Origin of the sequence: Roseivirga sp. UBA838, from assembly GCF_002296035.1 — a bacterium.
GTDB lineage: Bacteria > Bacteroidota > Bacteroidia > Cytophagales > Cyclobacteriaceae > Roseivirga > Roseivirga thermotolerans.
Window position 1 is genome coordinate 76799 of the sequence record NZ_DBHC01000040.1, and the last position, 18568, is coordinate 95366.

The 18568-nt window shown below is 39.7% G+C and carries 19 protein-coding genes and 1 tRNA gene; 11 read left to right on the forward strand and 9 right to left on the reverse strand.

All coding sequences use genetic code 11. The features are described from left to right. Positions 1 to 103 precede the first annotated feature (103 nt). The 4 genes from B3O12_RS14455 to B3O12_RS14470 all read left to right on the forward strand — a co-directional run bounded on the left by B3O12_RS14455 (position 104) and on the right by B3O12_RS14470 (position 5821). Positions 104 to 319, forward strand: a complete 216-nt coding sequence (locus B3O12_RS14455; RefSeq protein ID WP_286756805.1) for a hypothetical protein — start codon at positions 104 to 106, stop codon at positions 317 to 319. 143 nt (positions 320 to 462) lie between these two features. After that, positions 463 to 1524: a BF3164 family lipoprotein gene (locus B3O12_RS14460; protein ID WP_286756806.1), complete on the forward strand. Its 1062-nt coding sequence runs from the start codon at positions 463 to 465 to the stop codon at positions 1522 to 1524. Positions 1525 to 1712: 188 nt separating this feature from the next. Further along, positions 1713 to 2768: an efflux RND transporter periplasmic adaptor subunit gene (locus B3O12_RS14465; protein ID WP_286756807.1), complete on the forward strand. Its 1056-nt coding sequence runs from the start codon at positions 1713 to 1715 to the stop codon at positions 2766 to 2768. A gap of 8 nt (positions 2769 to 2776) precedes the next feature. Then, positions 2777 to 5821 (forward strand): efflux RND transporter permease subunit, encoded by a 3045-nt coding sequence (locus tag B3O12_RS14470; RefSeq protein ID WP_286756808.1) that lies wholly within the window; start codon positions 2777 to 2779, stop codon positions 5819 to 5821. An 804-nt stretch (positions 5822 to 6625) separates the two neighbouring features. On the opposite strand, the gene B3O12_RS14475 is transcribed toward B3O12_RS14470, so the two are convergent. The 6 genes from B3O12_RS14475 to B3O12_RS14500 all read right to left on the reverse strand — a co-directional run bounded on the left by B3O12_RS14475 (position 6626) and on the right by B3O12_RS14500 (position 10783). After that, positions 6626 to 6820, reverse strand: coding sequence for a cold-shock protein (locus B3O12_RS14475; protein ID WP_286756809.1), 195 nt, complete (start codon positions 6818 to 6820; stop codon positions 6626 to 6628). A 26-nt stretch (positions 6821 to 6846) separates the two neighbouring features. Beyond that, the gene (locus tag B3O12_RS14480; protein ID WP_286756810.1) at positions 6847 to 8058 is read right to left on the reverse strand and encodes a DEAD/DEAH box helicase; all 1212 of its coding nucleotides are present in this window, start codon (positions 8056 to 8058) and stop codon (positions 6847 to 6849) included. A gap of 498 nt (positions 8059 to 8556) precedes the next feature. After that, positions 8557 to 8742 (reverse strand): hypothetical protein, encoded by a 186-nt coding sequence (locus B3O12_RS14485; RefSeq protein WP_286756811.1) that lies wholly within the window; start codon positions 8740 to 8742, stop codon positions 8557 to 8559. After that, positions 8733 to 8996 (reverse strand): hypothetical protein, encoded by a 264-nt coding sequence (locus B3O12_RS14490; RefSeq protein ID WP_286756813.1) that lies wholly within the window; start codon positions 8994 to 8996, stop codon positions 8733 to 8735. Before B3O12_RS14490 ends, B3O12_RS14485 begins: the two co-directional genes overlap by 10 nt. Positions 8997 to 9085: 89 nt before the next feature. Next, positions 9086 to 9316 carry a hypothetical protein gene (locus B3O12_RS14495; protein ID WP_286756814.1) on the reverse strand — a complete coding sequence of 77 codons (231 nt, stop codon included), beginning with the start codon at positions 9314 to 9316 and terminating at the stop codon, positions 9086 to 9088. Positions 9317 to 9595: 279 nt separating this feature from the next. Beyond that, a complete protein-coding gene (locus B3O12_RS14500) occupies positions 9596 to 10783 on the reverse strand; it encodes a cation:proton antiporter (protein ID WP_286756815.1) in 1188 nt (395 codons plus the stop codon). Between the two features lie 231 nt (positions 10784 to 11014). On the opposite strand from B3O12_RS14500, the gene B3O12_RS14505 reads away from it, so the two are divergent. The 6 genes from B3O12_RS14505 to B3O12_RS14530 all read left to right on the forward strand — a co-directional run bounded on the left by B3O12_RS14505 (position 11015) and on the right by B3O12_RS14530 (position 14628). After that, positions 11015 to 11239, forward strand: a complete 225-nt coding sequence (locus B3O12_RS14505; protein ID WP_286756816.1) for a hypothetical protein — start codon at positions 11015 to 11017, stop codon at positions 11237 to 11239. Between the two features lie 131 nt (positions 11240 to 11370). Beyond that, the gene (locus B3O12_RS14510) at positions 11371 to 11931 is read left to right on the forward strand and encodes a helix-turn-helix domain-containing protein (RefSeq protein WP_286756817.1); all 561 of its coding nucleotides are present in this window, start codon (positions 11371 to 11373) and stop codon (positions 11929 to 11931) included. A gap of 275 nt (positions 11932 to 12206) precedes the next feature. Further along, complete coding sequence (locus B3O12_RS14515) at positions 12207 to 13130, forward strand: SPFH domain-containing protein (RefSeq protein ID WP_286756818.1); 924 nt, start codon at positions 12207 to 12209, stop codon at positions 13128 to 13130. Between the two features lie 106 nt (positions 13131 to 13236). Then, the gene (locus B3O12_RS14520; RefSeq protein ID WP_286756819.1) at positions 13237 to 13446 is read left to right on the forward strand and encodes a hypothetical protein; all 210 of its coding nucleotides are present in this window, start codon (positions 13237 to 13239) and stop codon (positions 13444 to 13446) included. Positions 13447 to 13546: 100 nt separating this feature from the next. Further along, a complete protein-coding gene (locus B3O12_RS14525) occupies positions 13547 to 13900 on the forward strand; it encodes a hypothetical protein (protein ID WP_286756820.1) in 354 nt (117 codons plus the stop codon). Between the two features lie 8 nt (positions 13901 to 13908). After that, positions 13909 to 14628 (forward strand): hypothetical protein, encoded by a 720-nt coding sequence (locus B3O12_RS14530; protein WP_286756821.1) that lies wholly within the window; start codon positions 13909 to 13911, stop codon positions 14626 to 14628. A 270-nt stretch (positions 14629 to 14898) separates the two neighbouring features. On the opposite strand, the gene B3O12_RS14535 is transcribed toward B3O12_RS14530, so the two are convergent. The 3 genes from B3O12_RS14535 to B3O12_RS14545 all read right to left on the reverse strand — a co-directional run bounded on the left by B3O12_RS14535 (position 14899) and on the right by B3O12_RS14545 (position 17722). Then, positions 14899 to 14971: transfer RNA gene (locus tag B3O12_RS14535), tRNA-Thr, on the reverse strand. Between the two features lie 105 nt (positions 14972 to 15076). Then, positions 15077 to 17089: a DUF349 domain-containing protein gene (locus B3O12_RS14540; protein WP_286756822.1), complete on the reverse strand. Its 2013-nt coding sequence runs from the start codon at positions 17087 to 17089 to the stop codon at positions 15077 to 15079. 57 nt (positions 17090 to 17146) lie between these two features. Next, positions 17147 to 17722 carry a YqgE/AlgH family protein gene (locus B3O12_RS14545; RefSeq protein WP_189630039.1) on the reverse strand — a complete coding sequence of 192 codons (576 nt, stop codon included), beginning with the start codon at positions 17720 to 17722 and terminating at the stop codon, positions 17147 to 17149. 101 nt (positions 17723 to 17823) lie between these two features. Here B3O12_RS14545 and pdxH point away from each other — a divergent pair, with 101 nt between their 5' ends. After that, complete coding sequence (pdxH, locus tag B3O12_RS14550; RefSeq protein ID WP_286756824.1) at positions 17824 to 18468, forward strand: pyridoxamine 5'-phosphate oxidase; 645 nt, start codon at positions 17824 to 17826, stop codon at positions 18466 to 18468. Positions 18469 to 18568: the final 100 nt, after the last annotated feature.

The following is an 18568-nucleotide window of genomic DNA, read 5'->3' on the forward strand; positions in this document are numbered from 1 at the left end:
GTTAAGCACACATCTAAAATCTCTCATATTGAATTTGTGTGCGGCTTGGCGGAGATAGACAAACTACTCCGATTAAATTATTAATTAACATAAAACACGTATCATGAAAAAGGTGAAAAATTTGGGCTTTTCATTGGTTCTTTTGGCAAGTGTGATTTTCGCATTTTCCTCTCAAAACCTAAATGCTCAGGATGAAGTAGAAGATCCAGATGGAGGTTCTTGGCTTTGTTGCCAATCAGTATCGATTGGTTGCTTGGCTACTAATGGAATGTACTTCCCTTGGGATTACCCCTATTTTGGAGGAGAATTTTGTCCTTGATGTTATTAAGGGCTGGGCTCAAGTTCAGCCTTTAATTTGTTTTTTTTGAATTAAAGTCACCCAAAACACATAGATGACTTGAACACGTTTATACTTAAAATAACCTTATCAATACAGTGAACACTAAAAGATTATTATGGCTAGTGTCATTTACTACACCATTATTTATAACATCTTGCTGGAATAGGACTGATAATCCTTTTGATTTTTCAAATAGGACAGAGAATGTCTATGAACTTGTGGGTGTAAAGAAGAATATTCCCGAGATAATTTCTCCACATCGAATAAATAGAAAAGGCAATTTCCTAATTGTTACCGAAGACGGCAAAATTCCACTTGACAAACCTATTATTCATATTTTAGATATTGAAAGTCTAGAGCTAAAAGTATCTAAAGGTATAAACGGTTACGGACCAAATGAAATTACTGATGCGTTCTTGTTCGATGCAGGATTTTCAGATTCTACATTTTGGGTCAATAGTACAATTAGTAAAAGAATGGCAGAATTTTCTCTTTTCAATAATAACGTGCTTTCCGAAAGGGAATTCAGACAACCTGAAGCCATGTTTACAGCGTTCAATATGCAAATGACCAGCGACAGCACATTCTTGTGTTTTGTTGCTGATGACACCAATAGATTGGTGGAATTCAACAACAAGGGAAAGCGTCTTGGTGGCTATGGAGATTGGGAAAAAATTGATGGCAGGAATGATCTTGACAATTTTTTAATGCTCATGATAAATGGAGGCTGGTTTACATCTAATCATGACCAGAATATATTTGTTAAAGCCGGTGCATATAGAGATCGAATAGAAATATTTGAATACGACACTAAGTCCTTTACAATTATTGATGGGCCGAGACTAGAAATACCACCATTTAATATTAAAGGAAGTGGCAAAAATAGAATGGCTGCGTTTCCAATAGAGACAAAATATGGTCATAGAGATATATCGATCCAAGATAGATACATCTATGACTTATACTCCGGATTTAGCGAATTAGATTACAGAAAAGATGGCGACTTGGCCAAAACAATTTATGTTCTAACTAGAAAGGGGGATGTCACGGCTAAATTTAACTTGGACAAATCCGTGAAGAGTATAGCAGTGGACGAGTCAAAAGGAAAAATCTATGCAATTAGTACAGATGAGGAAACAGGAATTATTGTATTTGACATCCCAAAAAAGCTTTTATCTAATTGAGGCTAATTTTGATTACAAAAAAATCAGTTTCTAAACTAATGTAAACTCCCTAAAATTTGTCGGATCCAAAATAATGGAGAACAACTCATAAACTAAACTTAAGGAGCCAAATCATGAGTATACTCCACCCTCAAAACTTCCCCTTAAATAGTTTCTAGTTTAGATAATTTGAAACTATTTTTAGCCTAATGAAAAACACAATACTTGGAGTACTTTTTTTCTTTACTCTTTATAGCTGCCAGAAGCAATCGCAAAAAATTGAAGAACCAAATACTGAAGCGCTACGGTCACAAGTAAAACCTACAGAGGTAGTCACCGCCCGTGCCCGGTTCGGCACTTTCGAATACCGCATCAATGCTTCAGGACAACTGGCATCAGCCAACGAACTGAAGGTAACTTTTCAGGGCTCGGGCTATCTGGAAAAACTCAACATCAAAAATGGCCAGGAAGTAAGAGCAGGACAGGTTTTGGCTGAACTGCAAAACACCAATGAAAAATTTGCTTTAGAAAAAGCGAAGTTAGCTCTTGAAAAGGCCTTAATACAATACCGGTCTGACTCCCTCGGCCGAACAAGAATAACCGAAGAAGCCATTCAAACCCTACAGCTGGCATCCGGATTAAAAGATGCCCGGCTCAACTTGCGAGAAGCCCAGCTCAATCTGGAAAAAACGCTGGTTAAAGCTCCTATTGCTGGGGTTATTGCAGGTCTTGAGGAAAAGCAAGGCAACATTATTTCTGCAGGAAAAGACCTTTGTGTAGTATACACACCCAACCAAATGGTACTGACTGCTAATATCTTAGAGTCTGATTATGGCAGTATAAAACTAGGCCTTAAGGCAGATATTTATCCCCTTGCCTTCCCCGACAAACTGTATGAAGGTACTCTCATAGAAATAAACCCTAAAGTAGACGAGAAAGGAATGGTCGAGGTAAAACTCTTACTATCAGACGCCCAAGGTTTATTGCCCGGGATGAATGCTCAAGCGGTTATTCGTGCCCCGCAATCAGAATCAGTTTTGGTTCCGCGCGAAGCCGTAGTAATAAAGTCAGGTCGCCCGGTAGTGTTTACGATGGTAGATGGGCTTGCGCAATGGAAATATGTTGAAGTAGGCAAAGACAATGGAGTAGATATTGAAATAACCAGTGGTATAAATAGTGGCGATGAGGTTATTATTACCAACAATATCCAATTGGCTCATGAGGCAAGAGTAGTGAAAGCCCAGATGAACGGACAAACGAACTAAGCAAACCCATGGTAAAGTTCCTCATTAACAGGCCCATTGCGGTATTTTTGTCCTTTATTGGTATACTTTTCTTTAGTGTATTGGCCATTCGCCAACTCCCCGTTTCCCTACTACCCAATATAGAAGTACCCTCGGTTGTCATTAAAGCAGACTACCCAAATACTCCTTCCCGAATTATCGAAAACAGTGTCTTACGTCCCATCCGGTCAGAACTCAACTCGCTCAACAACTTAAAGTCCATTGAAAGTACGGCAGGCAGTGAAACCGGACTCATAAGGCTTGAGTTCAACTACGGTACCCGCATGGATCTTGCCTATATAGAAATCAATGAAAAGATAGACCGATTGCAGGAGACTCTTCCCAGAGGTATGGACAGGCCTAAAATTATCCGTATCAATACCTCCGACATCCCCATAATCAGACTTCAGCTTATACCCAAATCCCCCTCCGACTTCATCGAAGTATCTAAGTTGGCCGAAAGAGTACTGAAAAAACGGATTGAACAACTTTCAGGAGTTTCTATTGTAGACATCAATGGGTTTCGCGATGAGTTCATAGCCATTATGCCGGACCGGGCCAAACTACAGGCCCTTACGATTCCCGAGGAGCAAATTGGACAAGTTTTACAAAGTGCCAATCAAGAGTTAGGTCAACTATCTATTAAAGATGGGCAGTATCGCTACTTCGTGCGCATGGCCAACCGGCTTGGCAACTTAGAAGAAATTAAGAACCTCCCATTGATTAATTCAAAGGGTGACATTGTGCCTTTGCACCGTGTGGCTACCGTAGCTTACCAACCCGAAAAAGTATTGGGCTATCACCTGTTCGGCAAAGAAGAAGGCTTGGTCATTACCATTCACAAACAAAATAGTGCTAAAATGACCGAGTTGGTTCCTTTGGTTTACGAGGCAGTAGAACAGTTTAAAAAGGACTATCCGAAAGTGAATTTTCACATGACTCAGGATCAAAGCAACTTGCTAAATGCAGGTATAAACAACCTGAAAACCAGTCTTATATATGGTGGTATTTTTGCCTTTGCCGTTCTTTTTCTATTTATGGGCAATGTTAGAATGCCCATTATAATGGGCATTACACTTCCTGTGTCCCTAATCATCAGTTTTTTACTGTTTCGCGCGGCCGGTTTAAGCATCAATATTATTTCATTAAGTGGCCTGGCCCTTGGACTGGGAATGCTCATCGACAATGCCATAATTGTTATTGATAATATTACCCGTAAAAGAAAAGAGGGTCACTCACTTATTGACGCCTGCATAACCGGTGTTAACGAAGTTATGGCCCCTCTAATCAGTTCGGTATTAACCACCCTGGCCGTTTTTATACCTCTTGTCTTTTTGAATGGGCTATCGGGAGCACTTTTTTACGACCAGGCCGTTTCGGTGGCCATAATTTTAGGTACCTCGTTAATGGTTGCCTTTGTACTGCTTCCCCTACTATACCGCATGTTTTTTCAACACCACAAGGGAACTATAAAAGAAGACAGCTTTATATTCAGAGGAATATTAAAGGTATACAAACTGATTTACCGAGCCCTCTGGCGATTTAGAATAGTGAGCTTTCTTCTACTGCTGCTACTCATCCCTGGCTGCTACTGGATGGTTAACTTCATCGACAAAAAAGGATTACCTGAAATTGAAAAAACAGAAACACTTCTACAGTTAAGTTGGAACGAGCCTATTGATGCGGCCACAAGTATGCAAAGAATAAAAGCCTTGCTTGAAGAAATGAATATTGAGGCCATCACTGAATCAGACATTGGACTGAAACAGTTTATTCTGTCCGTGGATGAAGGAAGTATTGAACAGGCCGATATTTATTTCAACTTTCCTTCGGCCGAAGAAAAACGCCAAGGGGAGTTGTGGCTGCTAAACTACCTGCAAACCAGACACCCGCAGGCCAGCGTAACTATCCAGGATGCACCCAACGCTTTCGATCAAATATTCAATAAGGAAGGTTTCTATTTTACAGCCAAGTGGAAAACTCTTCAAAATGACGAATTACTGGATCATTCGGCCTATACCGAACTGGAAAATGAAGTAAACAAACTGGTAGAAACAGCGCCATTGCAAGGCAAAGGGTTCATCTACGAAGATGCTCTGGAAGCCACCATAAATAGTCAGAAACTATCTGCATATGGCATCAGCGAAAACGAGGTAAAGAATGTACTTAGCAAAGCGCTAGACGGTTATCTGGTTACTGAAATCAGACGCTTTGGCGAAGTAATTCCCGTGCGTGTACAACGCCCGAAGGCCGACTTAAGAAGTCAATTATCACAAGCTACCGTACGCGGCAAAATGAACCAGGAGTATCCACTCAGCGAATTCGTACAACTCTCTTTTACCAGTACAGAAAAAAACATAACAGCCGATAGAACGGGTGTCTATCAATCCATGGAATGGGAAGAACTATCAGAACAAGATATTCAAAAGCTTATGAACCAACTTCCGGAAAAGGCCGCTGAATCTGGGTTGATGCTGGACTTTGATGGCACTTACTTTGAAGACCTTGAAAATTTACGACAGCTCGTTTTTGTATTATTAATTTCTGTAGCCCTTCTTTACTTTATTTTGGCGGCTCAATTTGAGTCACTGGTACAGCCAATGATCGTAATTTTCACATTACCACTTGGTATTTTAGGGGCGCTGCTCATTCTGCAGTTTAGCGGAGGTAGCCTCAACGTTATGTCGGCCATTGGAATAATCGTTATGCTGGGAATTATGGTAAACGATGCCATACTCAAGATAGACACTATCAACCGATTGGTAAGGCAAATTGACAAAACACACAAATCAGCCTATAAAGAACAACTCGCCATGGCTATAGCCAAGACGGGTGAAATACGATTAAAACCCATACTCATGACTTCGATTACCACCATTTTGGCACTTCTGCCAGTGGTTTTTTCCTCAGGTATTGGTGCAGACCTGCAACGACCTCTGGTATTTGCCGTCATTGGTGGGCTCACAATCGGAACATTTACGGCACTCTTTTTTGTGCCTCTAGCCTACTGGTTCATTAGCAAAAAGAAGGCTTAGAACCTCCTCTTCCCCCTCCCTGCTAAAGGATGGTTGGGTATGAGAGAGCTATACTCCAGTCTCCAATCGGTCAGACTGCTTGGGATGGTGCCACCAATAATAGTCTATGAAAACCAAGACAGCTAACCTCTTCCCCTCACAGTATTCGGAAAGGAACTTTTGGGGGGTATAGACACCTCATTAGGCTTAGTAAGTCACAGGTTACAAAAATGAACGTAATAAAAAAGGGTTACAGCTTTTTCAAACTGTAACCCTTTGGTTTTCAAGAGCCCCCTGCCGGGATCGAACCAGCGACCTACTGATTACAAGTACGGAGGCCAATAGTTTCACTTTTTAATCCTTCTATTCAATAGGGCTGTATAAATCAAAATACTGACTTGCAAAGCATTTAGTAAGGAAAAACAATTCTTGACTTGGACTGAATTCATTTCCCCTCAGGTGTGTGATTTATGTAATCATTATTGATCAGTATGCAAATTCCTTGCTGATTTAAGTCCCACCTTTGAGTCAGCATTTGACAAACGAAAGCTTTTCAAAAACAAGAAGCACAAAAAATGGTCATTAAATAGAAGGTTCTAATTTTGCGGTTCCTATTAGCCCATCGAATTCGATCAATTGAAATACTAATTTTTTAAGGTTGGAACGAATTCTTTGGGCTTTTCTTTTCTAGCCACTCCTTCGAAGTTTTAGTTTCACTTCTTTCTTCCTGTTATAAGTAATGTAACCTCTTTCCAAAGGAAATTGTGAGTAATTGACTTAAAAAAGTGCAGCAGCCTTTTTTAAGTGACTGCTGCTGAAATAAAACTATCGTACTAGTTTGACCCGCACGGCATTCATGCCTTTCTCGCCTCTTTCGGTCTCGTATTCTACCTGGTCATCCTGACGTACATCTTCTGTCAAACCAGTCTGGTGTACAAATACATCTTTTCCACCATCAGCCGGCTCAATAAAGCCAAAGCCTTTAGAGAAATTGTAAAATTTAATTTTTCCTTTTTGCATTTTATTATGATTATAAATTATTCTTTTTAATTGATGAAGGTGAATGCCTTACCGCTTCTACCAGCTCGTCCGGTTCTGCCTACTCTGTGGATATAGCTCTGATAAGTCAATGGAAGGTGGTAGTTAATCACATGTGTCACATCGTGGACATCAATTCCTCTGGATGCTACATCTGTTGCCACTAATACCTGAATTCCTCCATTTTTGAATTTCAAAAGCGCTGCATTTCTGTAATTCTGTGATTTGTTACCATGAATGGCATCTGCTTTTACACCGCTTTGGTTTAGTTTCTTGCTTACCCTATCCGCCCATCTTTTAGTCTCGGTAAACAAGAGTACTTTGCTAAACTCTGAGCCGGAAATCATTTCAATGAGCACCTTCATCTTATCGGCTCCCTCAGGAACGTGAATAATGTCCTCATCAATTCTTGAATTGGTACTTTCTCCATCGTCTACTTTGACGATCTCTGGATTTCTCACAATCTCATTGATAATCGCTTTCTGGTTCGGTTCCAAGGTAGCTGAAAACAACATGGTCTGTTTTCGACTTGTCATATCTTTCACAATACTTCGAATGTCATGCACAAAGCCCATATCGAGCATCCGATCAAACTCATCCAAAATCAGCATTTGAAATGTATCTAATGATAATGCCCTTTGATTTACCAGATCTCTCAACCTTCCAGGAGTTGCAATAATTACATGATTGCTTTGCTGCAGCTTCCTTAAATCCTTATTGATCTTGGTACCGCCTATGAAGCAGGCGCAGAATATATTCATCTGACAGGCCAGTGATTTAAACTCTTGCTCTGTCTGTAAAGCCAACTCTCTTGTTGGCACCACAATAAGGGCTGTGTTACTTTTTGGTGATTTTATAAGTCGCTCAATGACGGGTATAAGAAATGCAGCGGTTTTACCAGAACCCGTACTGGCAATACCAACAAGGTCTTTTCCGGCCAGCAGGCTTTCTAATGTATCATCCTGAATCTGGCTTGGTTTCACATATCCTTTTGCACTTAAATTCTTTTTTGTAAAAGAGCTTAAGGGCATTTCATTAAAGCATCGATCCGCTTGGTAAGCCTGAGTAGGCACTTCACTCGCTGTTTTAACTAATTTATCAAAGTCTGAAATGCTTGATTGACGTTTTTTTACTTTCGATAATGGTTTTCTCGAGCGAAGCGTATGACTTCTGCTAGATGGGCTTGCATAATTATCTGCCCGATTTTTCTTGTAATTCATATTTGATTTCATGTGTAAAAAAGGAAAGGATAGAAATGAGTTTTGGAAACAGCATGTTTCCTGAATACTCACATACAACACATGATTGACTCTATTGCTGCTTTTTTTAAAGCAACCTATAAGCTTAAATGCGTTTTTTACCTAGGAATCTTATTTGTTGTTTTGGATTCTCAGCGTAAAAACCTCTGCCGTTTTTGTATTAAGGGAAATATTATGGGCTAAACGTCTTCTAAAAAACCAGGTGGGATCAAATGAAAGAAATTAATTCCTTGTACTTCTTAGCTCAAAGGTGAACCTATTAATTGGTTATTCCTATTTATAGGCTATAAATACTGATTTTCTGACCACAGAGTTGTAAGTTTTTACTTAATATTCGAGCTTTTCTAATAAAATGAGAGGGAAATCGGTAGTCAATAAATAACCTCCTTACCCCCTCATTTCACCAAAAGAAATTTACCGCCTTACTATTTGCAATAGCCTTATGAACAGGCACCTTCCTTAATAGGTTTGTAGTTCCGCAAAGAGTAACTCTAGTTGCTCTTTTGTCTTTTTAAGCTTTCTTGAAAGATTGTCGAGCATACTCTCTTTCTCTCCTTCTTTGAACTCGAAGTCTTCATCACATAAAACTGGATATCTTCGCTTAAGTATGATTTTTTGTTCTCTCCAACTTCTTATTATCTCCATATTTTGGGTTGCCAATGGCGTCTAGTTTCAAATTTAATCTTCATTCTCTTTGCTACAGGTTTTTCCAACTTAATTGTCTCCTTCTCTTTTTGACCTGCATTGTCGATTAGTAAGTCATTTGCATTTGATTTTAGAGGAGCTTGAGTAAAACCTAAATACTCTTGTAAACATTTATTCCAATGCTTTATCTCTTCATTGAGATTGCAAAAGGCATGATTTATTTTTGATGTAATTATTCTTTTTGTTTGTATCATCAGGCAAAGGTGGAGTATTTAACCCAAGCAATGTTACATAAACCCATTAGCCTATTGCAGATGTCTCACATCAGCTTGTTGAGGGATTACTACCTATGGTTTGGCTTATTGCGCAATTTTTCATTTTCAGCCGCAAGAGTTGGGTCTTCCACAAGCTCTCGTTCAAAATACACCAATTCCTTTCTCTCCAGATCTTCAGACACCTTGCAATAATATACTTGGTCTACATACCTCCTGACAATCAACTTCAAGGTGGGGTTCACTTTAGCATAAACTACATCACCTGCATTGTACTTATTTTGGACAAATTGTTTGCTCACAACCTTATTCCTTTATGATGGATAGAAAATTAGAAATAGCCTCTTAGTCACTCGTTCTCTCTCTTTGAATCACGTTTCTCCTTTTTAGCTGCCCGCTTTTCTTTTAGTGTTTTTGTGGGAGCCGTTTTATCTGATTTGGCTTTACCGCTTTTTTGTTTCGACATATAATTATTTTTTATTGAAATATCTTAAGCACCTAAGTTGAGGGTCTGAGAACCAAATATGTTACAACTTCAGCATTAGCTTTTACACATATCATAGCATTCCGATGTATGAGCACTAATACATAGCACTAATAACTTCATCCTTTTTGCCAGTCATCATCAAACCAAAAGTCATTACAAGCGCGGAGAGAATAATTACTTGTATGATCAGGGAATTATTGACCAATGAAATATGATTTACGGGGCTTATAGAAATAAAAAGCAAAACCGTGATTAGGCCTCTTGGCGCAATAAATAACAATGGGTTTAAAGGCAATTTAGATACCCTGAGTTGTATAGCACGAAGAGCAAAGACCAAAAGCACGATGCCTATAGCCCACCTAAAGGTTTCGCCATTCAGTATTTCTTCTGTTTTAAGCAAATAGCCAAAAAGGGTGAAAAATAATGCTCTTACCAAAAAGGCTCCTTCAATGATAAGTTCTTTGAACTTCTTGATCTCATTCTGTAGAGCTACAGTATCTAATTGTTGAGTCCATTTCACCTGTTTGAATTGTCCGATATTTCCGATAGAGAGTCCGAAAATCATGACATAAATAAGTGCCGGCAAATGATAGGTTTTTGCCACGGAATAAATCAAAACAACCAGGAGAATGATAGGAATGAATTTGACATGATGATCTATTTTCCGCAACAACCAGGACAGCCCTAGGGTAGCAGCAAAAGAAATGATAATCATAATCAATAACTGAATCCCAAACTCTCCAAATGAGTAGATATTTATGTCTTCATTTAGGGCTATGAAGTTAAAGAGCAAAACACCCAAAATATCAGATAGGCTACTTTCATAGATGATAAACTCCTTGTTCAATTTTGATATGCTCCCTATACTAGGAATGGCTATGGCACTGCTGATAACACATAGCGGAATAGCATTTAATATACTTGCTTTAAGGGAGCCACCTGCCACATACTGAAATGTAAAAGAAAGAATGAGAGTCAATACCACAATTGAAATCAAGGCCCCCAGAAATGATTTCTTAATGACCCTTATCTTAGAACTGTTCAATTGGAGCTCAAGAGAACCTTCAAGCACTATTAAGACAAGTCCAACGGTGGCAATTACAGGTAAAAGCGAAGAAAAATCGGGCAATTCATATTCAAGAAATGAAGTGGTTTTGTTCAAAACCCACCCCATTAGAAGTAAAAGTATTACCGAGGGTATCTTAGTTTTTGAGGCCGTAAGGTTAAACAAATATGCAATCAATAGTAAAGAGCAAAAGGCAATGATGATTGTATCTGTCATTTAAATATCGAGATTTGGAGGAAGTCTGAACAAGTAATTGAAAGTGCTGCTGAGGTTGTTATTGGGTGCCTAGCCCAATCCAGAAGGTAGAAACAAACCCATAATGTAAATCTCTGAATGAAATTCCTCTAGGCCTTTACAAAACACTGCCTGTCATTTACATAAATCTCAGGTTGACAACCAAATTCATTTACTATTCATCAATTTTGTTGATCACCAAGAAAAGTCTCAGTGCATAAAAAAGTCATAGTCAATATGGGGCTACCCATGGATATCAGGAATGCCGATGGCAGAAAGGCTACAATTGAATTGAACAAAAGTGATTTTGTTATTTGCAGATACCATCCGGCTAACTCCGTTTATTTACAGGATGCGGTACTGTCTGGTTGGTATCCTCAGAATTGGTTTAGAAAACTGGTATATAACATCAAGGTGAAAACTGTGAGGATTAGATAAACAATAATTTCTTCCAGATTAATGTGCATTAATATGTACAAAGCGCACATTTAACTACAGCTCATCAAATAAAAATTAAATAAGAGCCAAATTTCCAGTTTCCTAACAGCATCTCGCGTACTTATGTATAGATGAAGCTATACATTAAGTATATGGTTAGCCTGCGGTGTAAATTGCTGGTAAAATCAGAATTGAATAAGTTAGGTTTCCACAATGCATTGATAGACCTCGGAGTAGTAGAGCTTCATGAAAGCATTAATCAACAAGACAGGGCATCGCTTAAGGCAGTTCTATTAAAGTCTGGACTTGAACTATTGGATGACAAAAGAAGCATTTTGGTAGAAAGAATTAAGAATGTTATTGTAGAGCTAATCCATTATTCTGATGAGCTTCCAAAAGTCAATTATTCTGACCATATCAGCGAAAAACTCAATTACGATTACACTTATTTGGCCAACACATTTTCTGAAGTTAAAGGTATGACTATTCAGCACTTTATTATTCTTCATAAAATCGAACGTGTCAAAGAGTTGATCCTTTATGACGAGTTATCTCTTTCAGAGATAGCCTTTAAGTTGCATTATAGTAGTTCTGCCCATTTATCTAATCAATTCAAAAAAGTAACAGGACTTACTCCCACCTTTTTCAAACAACTCAAGAGAAAGAGGAATCAGAACCTTGAGAATCTATGACTTATGTAAGCCATTGGCAGACTTGTGTAATTCTTCTTATCTCAACAATAGCCAACTTTAAGTAGCAATTAAATGTGAACTAGCAAGATACTTTAACTCCGGCAGGCTTTCTCATCATACGAAAGATAACTAGAGCTTAAAGTTGAGCTGCCTTTGATACATAGACCCCATAATATTTAATAGATATTATGACTGTATGATAATCAGGTAGCTGGAGAGCGGTGTAACCTTGAGTTAGCCGCTCTCTTATTCAATCTCTCTCAACGGTAAAAATCATGAAAGAATATTCACAAATTTTCAATATCCTCATCATAGCACTTCCGGTTATCCTTTTCTTTTTTGCTGGAATTAGAATTGTCCGCCCTACTCATAAGGGTCTAATTGAACGCTTAGGGAAATATAAAAAGTTAGCTCAACCTGGGTTTCACTGGGTCATACCTATAGTGGATCGAATGTTTCAGGTGAACATAACCGAACAAATGGTTGATGCAGAACCTCAAGAAATTATCACAAACGACAATCTAAACGCCAGTGTCGATGCTCAAGTCTACTTTAGGGTCAAATCTGACGAAGAAAGTGTAAAGGGTTCCACATATGATGTAAACAATTACTCCTGGCAGATTGTCAATCTGGCCAGAACCACACTGAGAAACATTATCGGTACTCTAACCCTGAAATCAGCTAACAGTGAGCGCGGCAGAATAAATATGGAATTACATGAAACACTTCACAACGAAACAAAAAACTGGGGTATTGAAATAATCCGTACAGAGCTTAAGCAAATAGACCCTCCAGCCGATGTTCAGGAGACTATGAACAAAGTGGTTAAGGCCGAGAACGAGAAAATTGCGGCCATAGATTCAGCGACAGCAGCCGAAACCGTTGCAGATGGTGTTAAGAGGGCCAAAATCAAGGAAGCCGAGGGTTTCAAACGGTCTAAAATACTTCATGCCGAAGGTGAAGCCGAAGCCATCAAGCTTGTCAATGAGGCAGCAGATAAATACTTTATCGGAAATGCACAATTGCTGAGAAAGCTGGAAGCACTGGAGACAGCGTTAGAAAAAAACACGAAAATAGTTGTACCTGCGGGCTCTGACCTGGTAAATGTCATTGGTGAAATGGCTGGTATTCTCCCTTTAAAAAACACTTTAGCAAATGACAGTTTCCAACGAAGAAATCGGGGCGGCTCTGCCTTTTAGTAGTGCCGACTTAGTTGATTATTGTGACAATAGTATCACCATTCGTACTATCATCAGCAAACCCACTGGTTATATCAGTGTTGCTGCTTTTGTCATTGGTTAATCTATGGAAGGAAAAATTTCACCTTTCGATACACTACTACAAATAATTGAAGGAGAAGCAGAAATTGTCATTGGTGGAGAAGCATATCATGTCTGTCAATCTGAATCCATCATCGTTCCCGCCAATTTACGAAGTACATTAATCGCCAAAACAGAATTCAAGGTTTTGACAACCGTAATTAAAAGTGGTTATGAATCGGTAACGCACTACTAAATGCCAATAAAAGTTAACCACAAGAGCTTTGGTATTGGTGATGGAGTAATTAAGGTCTCCAAATCAAAGTTTAAAGAGAAAAATATATAAAGAACTCAGCATGGAACATCCAGAAGTAGCAAAAGGCACAACCTTTACCACAAGTGAAATTGTACAGTTTGATCACAAGAAAATAGTGGTCAGATCAATTATCAACAGACCTACGGGCAATCTTAGTATTGTAGCCATTGATACTGGTCAGGTAATGGATAGAAAGTCAGTTCCTTTCGACACCTACCTTCAGGTAATAGAAGGTCTGGCCAGACTAAGCATCGGTAATCAAACTTTCATAGTAAAGAATGGCCAATCAATCATAATCCCAGCCAGGATTCAGAGTACTCTAACAGCAACGATAAGACTCAAAATATTTTTGGCCATTATCAAAACTGGAAATGAAAATACAGGCGTTCAATAGCCCTTTTAATGATGGAGACATTTCATGAATTTTATTATAAGTCCAAACTACCTCGAAACACACCGGATTATAAAGTACAAAATGCTACCAAAAGAAATGTAGTTATCATTGTATCTCAACCCAATGATGAAATACTATGGGCAGGCGGAATTATTTTGAAACACCAAAAGGCCTGGAATTGGCACATTATCTGTCTTTGCCAGAGACAGAATGAGGAAGGTATTTCAAAATTCAAAAAAGCACTCAAGGCACTGAAGGTTAATGGAGCAATAATGAGCCTTGATGATGGTACGGAGATAAAGACATCAAACCAAAAAATACTTGAAAAGGCCATTATCCAAAATCTTCCTCCCTGTGAAATAGACCTAATTATTACTCACAACCCAAAGAGAGAGCATGCAGGGTATACAAAAGACATTGGCAAAGCAGTAATTACCCTTTGGCAAAATGGTACAATCAGAACCAGAAGCCTTTGGTGTTTTGCCTATCAAGATAAAAGCCAGTCCTTCTACCCAAGAGCTATTATAGGTGCAGATTTTTATTACCCGCTTCATGAACTTGTGGTTAGGGTCAAGCACAGACTGTTAAACGAAATCTATGGTATTGGATTAGAAAGTCCGGAAATTTTCACCTGCCCAGCTTCAGAAGCATTCTGGTCATTCACTAATTCATCGAAGGCATTCAATTGGCTCAATAAGCAAAATAATAAGGTTATGAAGCATACTTAACTGGTATCCTGTAAATAAGAAAGGGTTTATAATGAACTTAAAAGGTCTAACACCCAGCGCATCTGAACGTCTGACCCTAATCTCGGTATAAGCAAACCCAAGCCGATTTGTTCAGCCTTTTTTAAAAGGGCGAAATAAGGAGTGCCAGCATTCTTTAATAATTCTTCCAGTATGATAGGCACTTTTGAATAATTCATTTCAAAAGCACGCTGAAAACACGCTGAAAGGCATAAAAAAAGAGAGCTACTTACGTAACTCTCTCATTTTCAGAGCCCCCTGCCGGGATCGAACCAGCGACCTACTGATTACAAGTCAGTTGCTCTACCAGCTGAGCTAAGGAGGCTTCTTTTTGCTTTTCGTTCAAAGCGAGTGCAAAGATAGAAGCGACTATTAATTATGCAAAGCCTGAAACATCAAAATTATCAACAATTTTTGTTGTACTTGATTATCAGAGACTTCTAAGAATCCGCAATTGCTTCTTTAACTCTCTCACCTCTTCTACTGCCTTATCGATCTTCTCATCAAACTCACCTTTCAGCTTATCCGCAGTCTTGCTGTTAGCAAAAAACGATAGGTTGTTTCTCCATAAGGCAATGTTGTCTTCCAGCTCGCCTATCTTTCTTCTCAATGCCGCTTCTTTTTTATTCAGTCTCCTGTTGCCACCCGGACCACTTTGCAGGCCAGACATTTCGGCCCTAATAATAAGCGACTCAGCTTCATTCTCTTCAAGACCCAGTTGCGCCACATAGTTTTCCAGTGCCTCAGAGAATTGTCCCTCAATAGTTTTAATAGCATTTCTCGGCACAAAGCCTATCTGATTGAACTGCTCTACAAGTTCCATTAGCTCATCTTCAGAAGCCTCTCCGGACTTGGCTTTCGTATTAAGCTGATTTATTATTTCCTCTTTTGCCTTTTGGTTTTCTACAAACTTGGCTTCAGCCTTATTCTGATGCGACCGCCTGTTGTTAAAGAAAGTATCGCAAGCCTTTTTGAAACGCTCATATACCTCGTTCCTTTTCTTTTCAGGCACAGGGCCTATTTCCTTCCATCTGCGCTGCAAGTCTTTCAATTTTTCGGCTGTCTGCTCCCATTCATGACTTTCTTGCAAAGCTTCCGCCTCGGCTACCAGCGCCTCTTTCTTCTCCAGATTCTCCTTACGCTGACCTTCTAACTGCTTAAAGAACTCATTCTTATTGGCAAAGAATGCCTTAAAATTACCCCAAAAGCCTTTATTTACCTCTTTGGCCTTGTCGCGGGGAACACCACCAATGGCATCCCACTTCTTCTGAATAGCCAAAATCTCTTTGGTTTTGGCATTCCAGGCATTTATTCTGTCTGATGTAAACTCAGTAAAAGGTTCTAACTCTTTTACAAGAGCTTCCTTCTTCTCCAAGTTTTCTTTGAGGTCAGACTTGAGCTCTTCCAGGTACTCCTTGCGCTTCTTGTATATTTTGTCCGAAGCATTTTTAAACCGTTGCCAAAGCTCTTCTTGTACTTCTTTTGGTACCGGACCAATGTGCTTGTACTCCTCGTGTAATTCGTTGAGTTGAATTACCGCATCTTTAATGTTAGTGAGCTTATCCAGAGCCTCAGCCTTTTCGCAAAGCTCTGTTTTGGCCTCCAGGTTTTTCTTTCGGTCTAACTCTTTGAGTTCAAAAAGAATATGACGGTTATTAAAGAAACGATCCAGCAGAGCGTTATAATTGGCCCATAGAGTTTTATTGTGCTGAGGCGGAACAGGCCCTACCTGTTTCCAGGCTTCCTGAATATCTTTTATAGGTTTAATGCTGGTAGTGGCCGACTCACCATCGACCAACTCTCTCAACTGATCGAGAAGCTCTTCTTTTTTTGCCAGGTTACGTGTTCTGGCAGCTTCTTTCTCTTTGTAGTAATTATACTTTCTATCGCGAATTAAACGGTGGCTGGCATCAAACCGATTGAACAGTTCATCGTGACGGAACTCAAAGCTATCTTCTTCTCCTCCCTCAGCAAGGTACTTGTTAAGGGCCTCCTGTCTGAGGCCTTGTTCAAGCTCCTCGAAGATAGGTACGATTTCGGCTAAAATACGATCCGATCGTTTGAACGTATCTTGCTGAGCAAGTTCTTCGATAACCTCTACCAACTGTTCTCTGCTGTATTCAGAATAATCCGGGAGTTCTTCCTCATGATCTTCCTCCTCATCCTCTTCAGAGTCGTTGTGCAGATCGTCTTCACTTTCGAGTTTTTTCTCGCCAGTGTTCTGTTCAGTCTGCCCGGTCAGTTTTTCCTTCTCTTCCTCTTGCCCTGTCAGGCTATCTTCTTCCGAACTGTTTTTCGGTTCTTCAGCGCCTTCGGTTATGGCCTCTTCCGGTTGTTGTATAGAATTTTCAGCTGTTGCCTGCTGAGTAGTTTCCTGTTGATTTTCAGTCAGATCGTTTTTCTCCTCCTGATCTCCCTGCTGCATGTTCTTTTCTTCGCTCATATCTTTAGATCTATCGGTTTGCACCGCACCGTTACGAAACCAAATTTAGTAAAAGAATCAATTTAAACGTGGGTCTACCGGGTAATTTGAAAACACCTTATATTTCCCCCCCATTTGCTTCAAAATGGACTTCCAAAGAATGTCGGACTCCAGGTCGAACACTTCCCGGGCAGTTGCTTTCTTTCTCACAAACCAAGACTGTCTATCGAGTTCCTCCCTCAGCTGTCCTGAGCCCCAACCGGAATAACCTAAGTAAAACTGTATGTCGTCTTCTTTTAGCAGCCCTGAATTAAGCATGAATTTAATGTGCTCGAAATCTCCACTCCAATGCAAATCCTCTCCTAAGGCAATGGACCCCGGAATCTGATCGGCTAACCTGTGGACGAAATGTAGTGTGTTTTGTTCTACCGGCCCACCAATATTGAGGTAACCGTTAAAATTAATCGACTCATCCATTACATCGCTTAATGTAAGGTCGCTCATTTTGTTGAGTACCAAACCAAAGGTACCTTCTTCTGAATGTTCACAAACCAAAATTACCGTTCGCTCAAAGTTTGGATCGTTCAAAAATGGCTCTGAGATTAGAAAGTCTCCTCGCTCCGGGTCCGGAATATTTTTGTCGTATTCAAACATATAATCGATTTGAATGGAAATTATAAATGCATCTTTACTTTGCCTAACGAAAAGGAAAAACTTTAGTGCTTAAATTTGTTACCTGAATAAAAAAACTGCTTATGACCAAATCCATTGCTGATCTCCGACAGGAATATACCAAAGCTGCTCTCGATGTAGAATCGGCCAACGAAAGCCCCTTTGTACAGTTCGAAAAATGGTTTGGAGAAGCGCAGTCAGGAGAATTGCTGGAACCTAACGCCATGGTGTTGAGTACAGTAGATGAACTGAACAGGCCTTTTCAGCGCACCGTTCTTATGAAAGCCCTGGATCATAGCGGTTTGGTCTTTTACACCAACTATAAAAGTAGAAAGGCGCGCCATATTGAAAAGAACAATCAGGTAAGTGTGTTATTTCCCTGGTACGCCATGGAGCGGCAGGTTTTCATTCAGGGAGTCGCCAAAAAGGTTTCGGCCAAAGAGTCATTAAAATACTTTACCAGTCGGCCTCATGGCAGCCAGTTGGGAGCCTGGGTTTCTCAACAAAGTCAGGTCATTAGTTCGCGTTCTATACTCGAAATGAAACTGGCAGAAATGAAACAAAAGTTTAAAGAGGGAAAAGTGCCTTTGCCCGATTTTTGGGGAGGCTACCGTATTGAGCCTACTTCATTTGAGTTTTGGCAGGGAAGGCAAAACCGATTGCACGATCGGCTGCTTTATGAAAAACAAGCCAAAGGCAACTGGAAAATTAGTCGGCTTTCGCCTTGATTGCCGTAACTGTTTTGCCATTCGATTTGAGTTCAACCCCTAGCTACGCTCAAAAGCCTGCACAAGTATCTTAGAATAATGAAGCCACCGCTTAATGAAC

Excerpts from the sequence above, each read along its gene's own strand:
- B3O12_RS14490 (WP_286756813.1), bottom strand. The coding sequence starts at position 8,996 with ATGATACAAACAAAAAGAATAATTACATCAAAAATAAATCATGCCTTT.
- B3O12_RS14540 (WP_286756822.1), bottom strand. The coding sequence starts at position 17,089 with ATGAGCGAAGAAAAGAACATGCAGCAGGGAGATCAGGAGGAGAAAAAC.
- B3O12_RS14465 (WP_286756807.1), top strand. The coding sequence starts at position 1,713 with ATGAAAAACACAATACTTGGAGTACTTTTTTTCTTTACTCTTTATAGC.
- B3O12_RS14475 (WP_286756809.1), bottom strand. The coding sequence starts at position 6,820 with ATGCAAAAAGGAAAAATTAAATTTTACAATTTCTCTAAAGGCTTTGGC.
- B3O12_RS14480 (WP_286756810.1), bottom strand. The coding sequence starts at position 8,058 with ATGAATTACAAGAAAAATCGGGCAGATAATTATGCAAGCCCATCTAGC.
- B3O12_RS14455 (WP_286756805.1), top strand. The coding sequence starts at position 104 with ATGAAAAAGGTGAAAAATTTGGGCTTTTCATTGGTTCTTTTGGCAAGT.
- pdxH (WP_286756824.1), top strand. The coding sequence starts at position 17,824 with ATGACCAAATCCATTGCTGATCTCCGACAGGAATATACCAAAGCTGCT.
- B3O12_RS14520 (WP_286756819.1), top strand. The coding sequence starts at position 13,237 with ATGGAAGGAAAAATTTCACCTTTCGATACACTACTACAAATAATTGAA.
- B3O12_RS14510 (WP_286756817.1), top strand. The coding sequence starts at position 11,371 with ATGAAGCTATACATTAAGTATATGGTTAGCCTGCGGTGTAAATTGCTG.
- B3O12_RS14470 (WP_286756808.1), top strand. The coding sequence starts at position 2,777 with ATGGTAAAGTTCCTCATTAACAGGCCCATTGCGGTATTTTTGTCCTTT.
- B3O12_RS14515 (WP_286756818.1), top strand. The coding sequence starts at position 12,207 with ATGAAAGAATATTCACAAATTTTCAATATCCTCATCATAGCACTTCCG.
- B3O12_RS14485 (WP_286756811.1), bottom strand. The coding sequence starts at position 8,742 with ATGGAGATAATAAGAAGTTGGAGAGAACAAAAAATCATACTTAAGCGA.
- B3O12_RS14545 (WP_189630039.1), bottom strand. The coding sequence starts at position 17,722 with ATGTTTGAATACGACAAAAATATTCCGGACCCGGAGCGAGGAGACTTT.
- B3O12_RS14500 (WP_286756815.1), bottom strand. The coding sequence starts at position 10,783 with ATGACAGATACAATCATCATTGCCTTTTGCTCTTTACTATTGATTGCA.
- B3O12_RS14525 (WP_286756820.1), top strand. The coding sequence starts at position 13,547 with ATGGAACATCCAGAAGTAGCAAAAGGCACAACCTTTACCACAAGTGAA.
- B3O12_RS14530 (WP_286756821.1), top strand. The coding sequence starts at position 13,909 with ATGATGGAGACATTTCATGAATTTTATTATAAGTCCAAACTACCTCGA.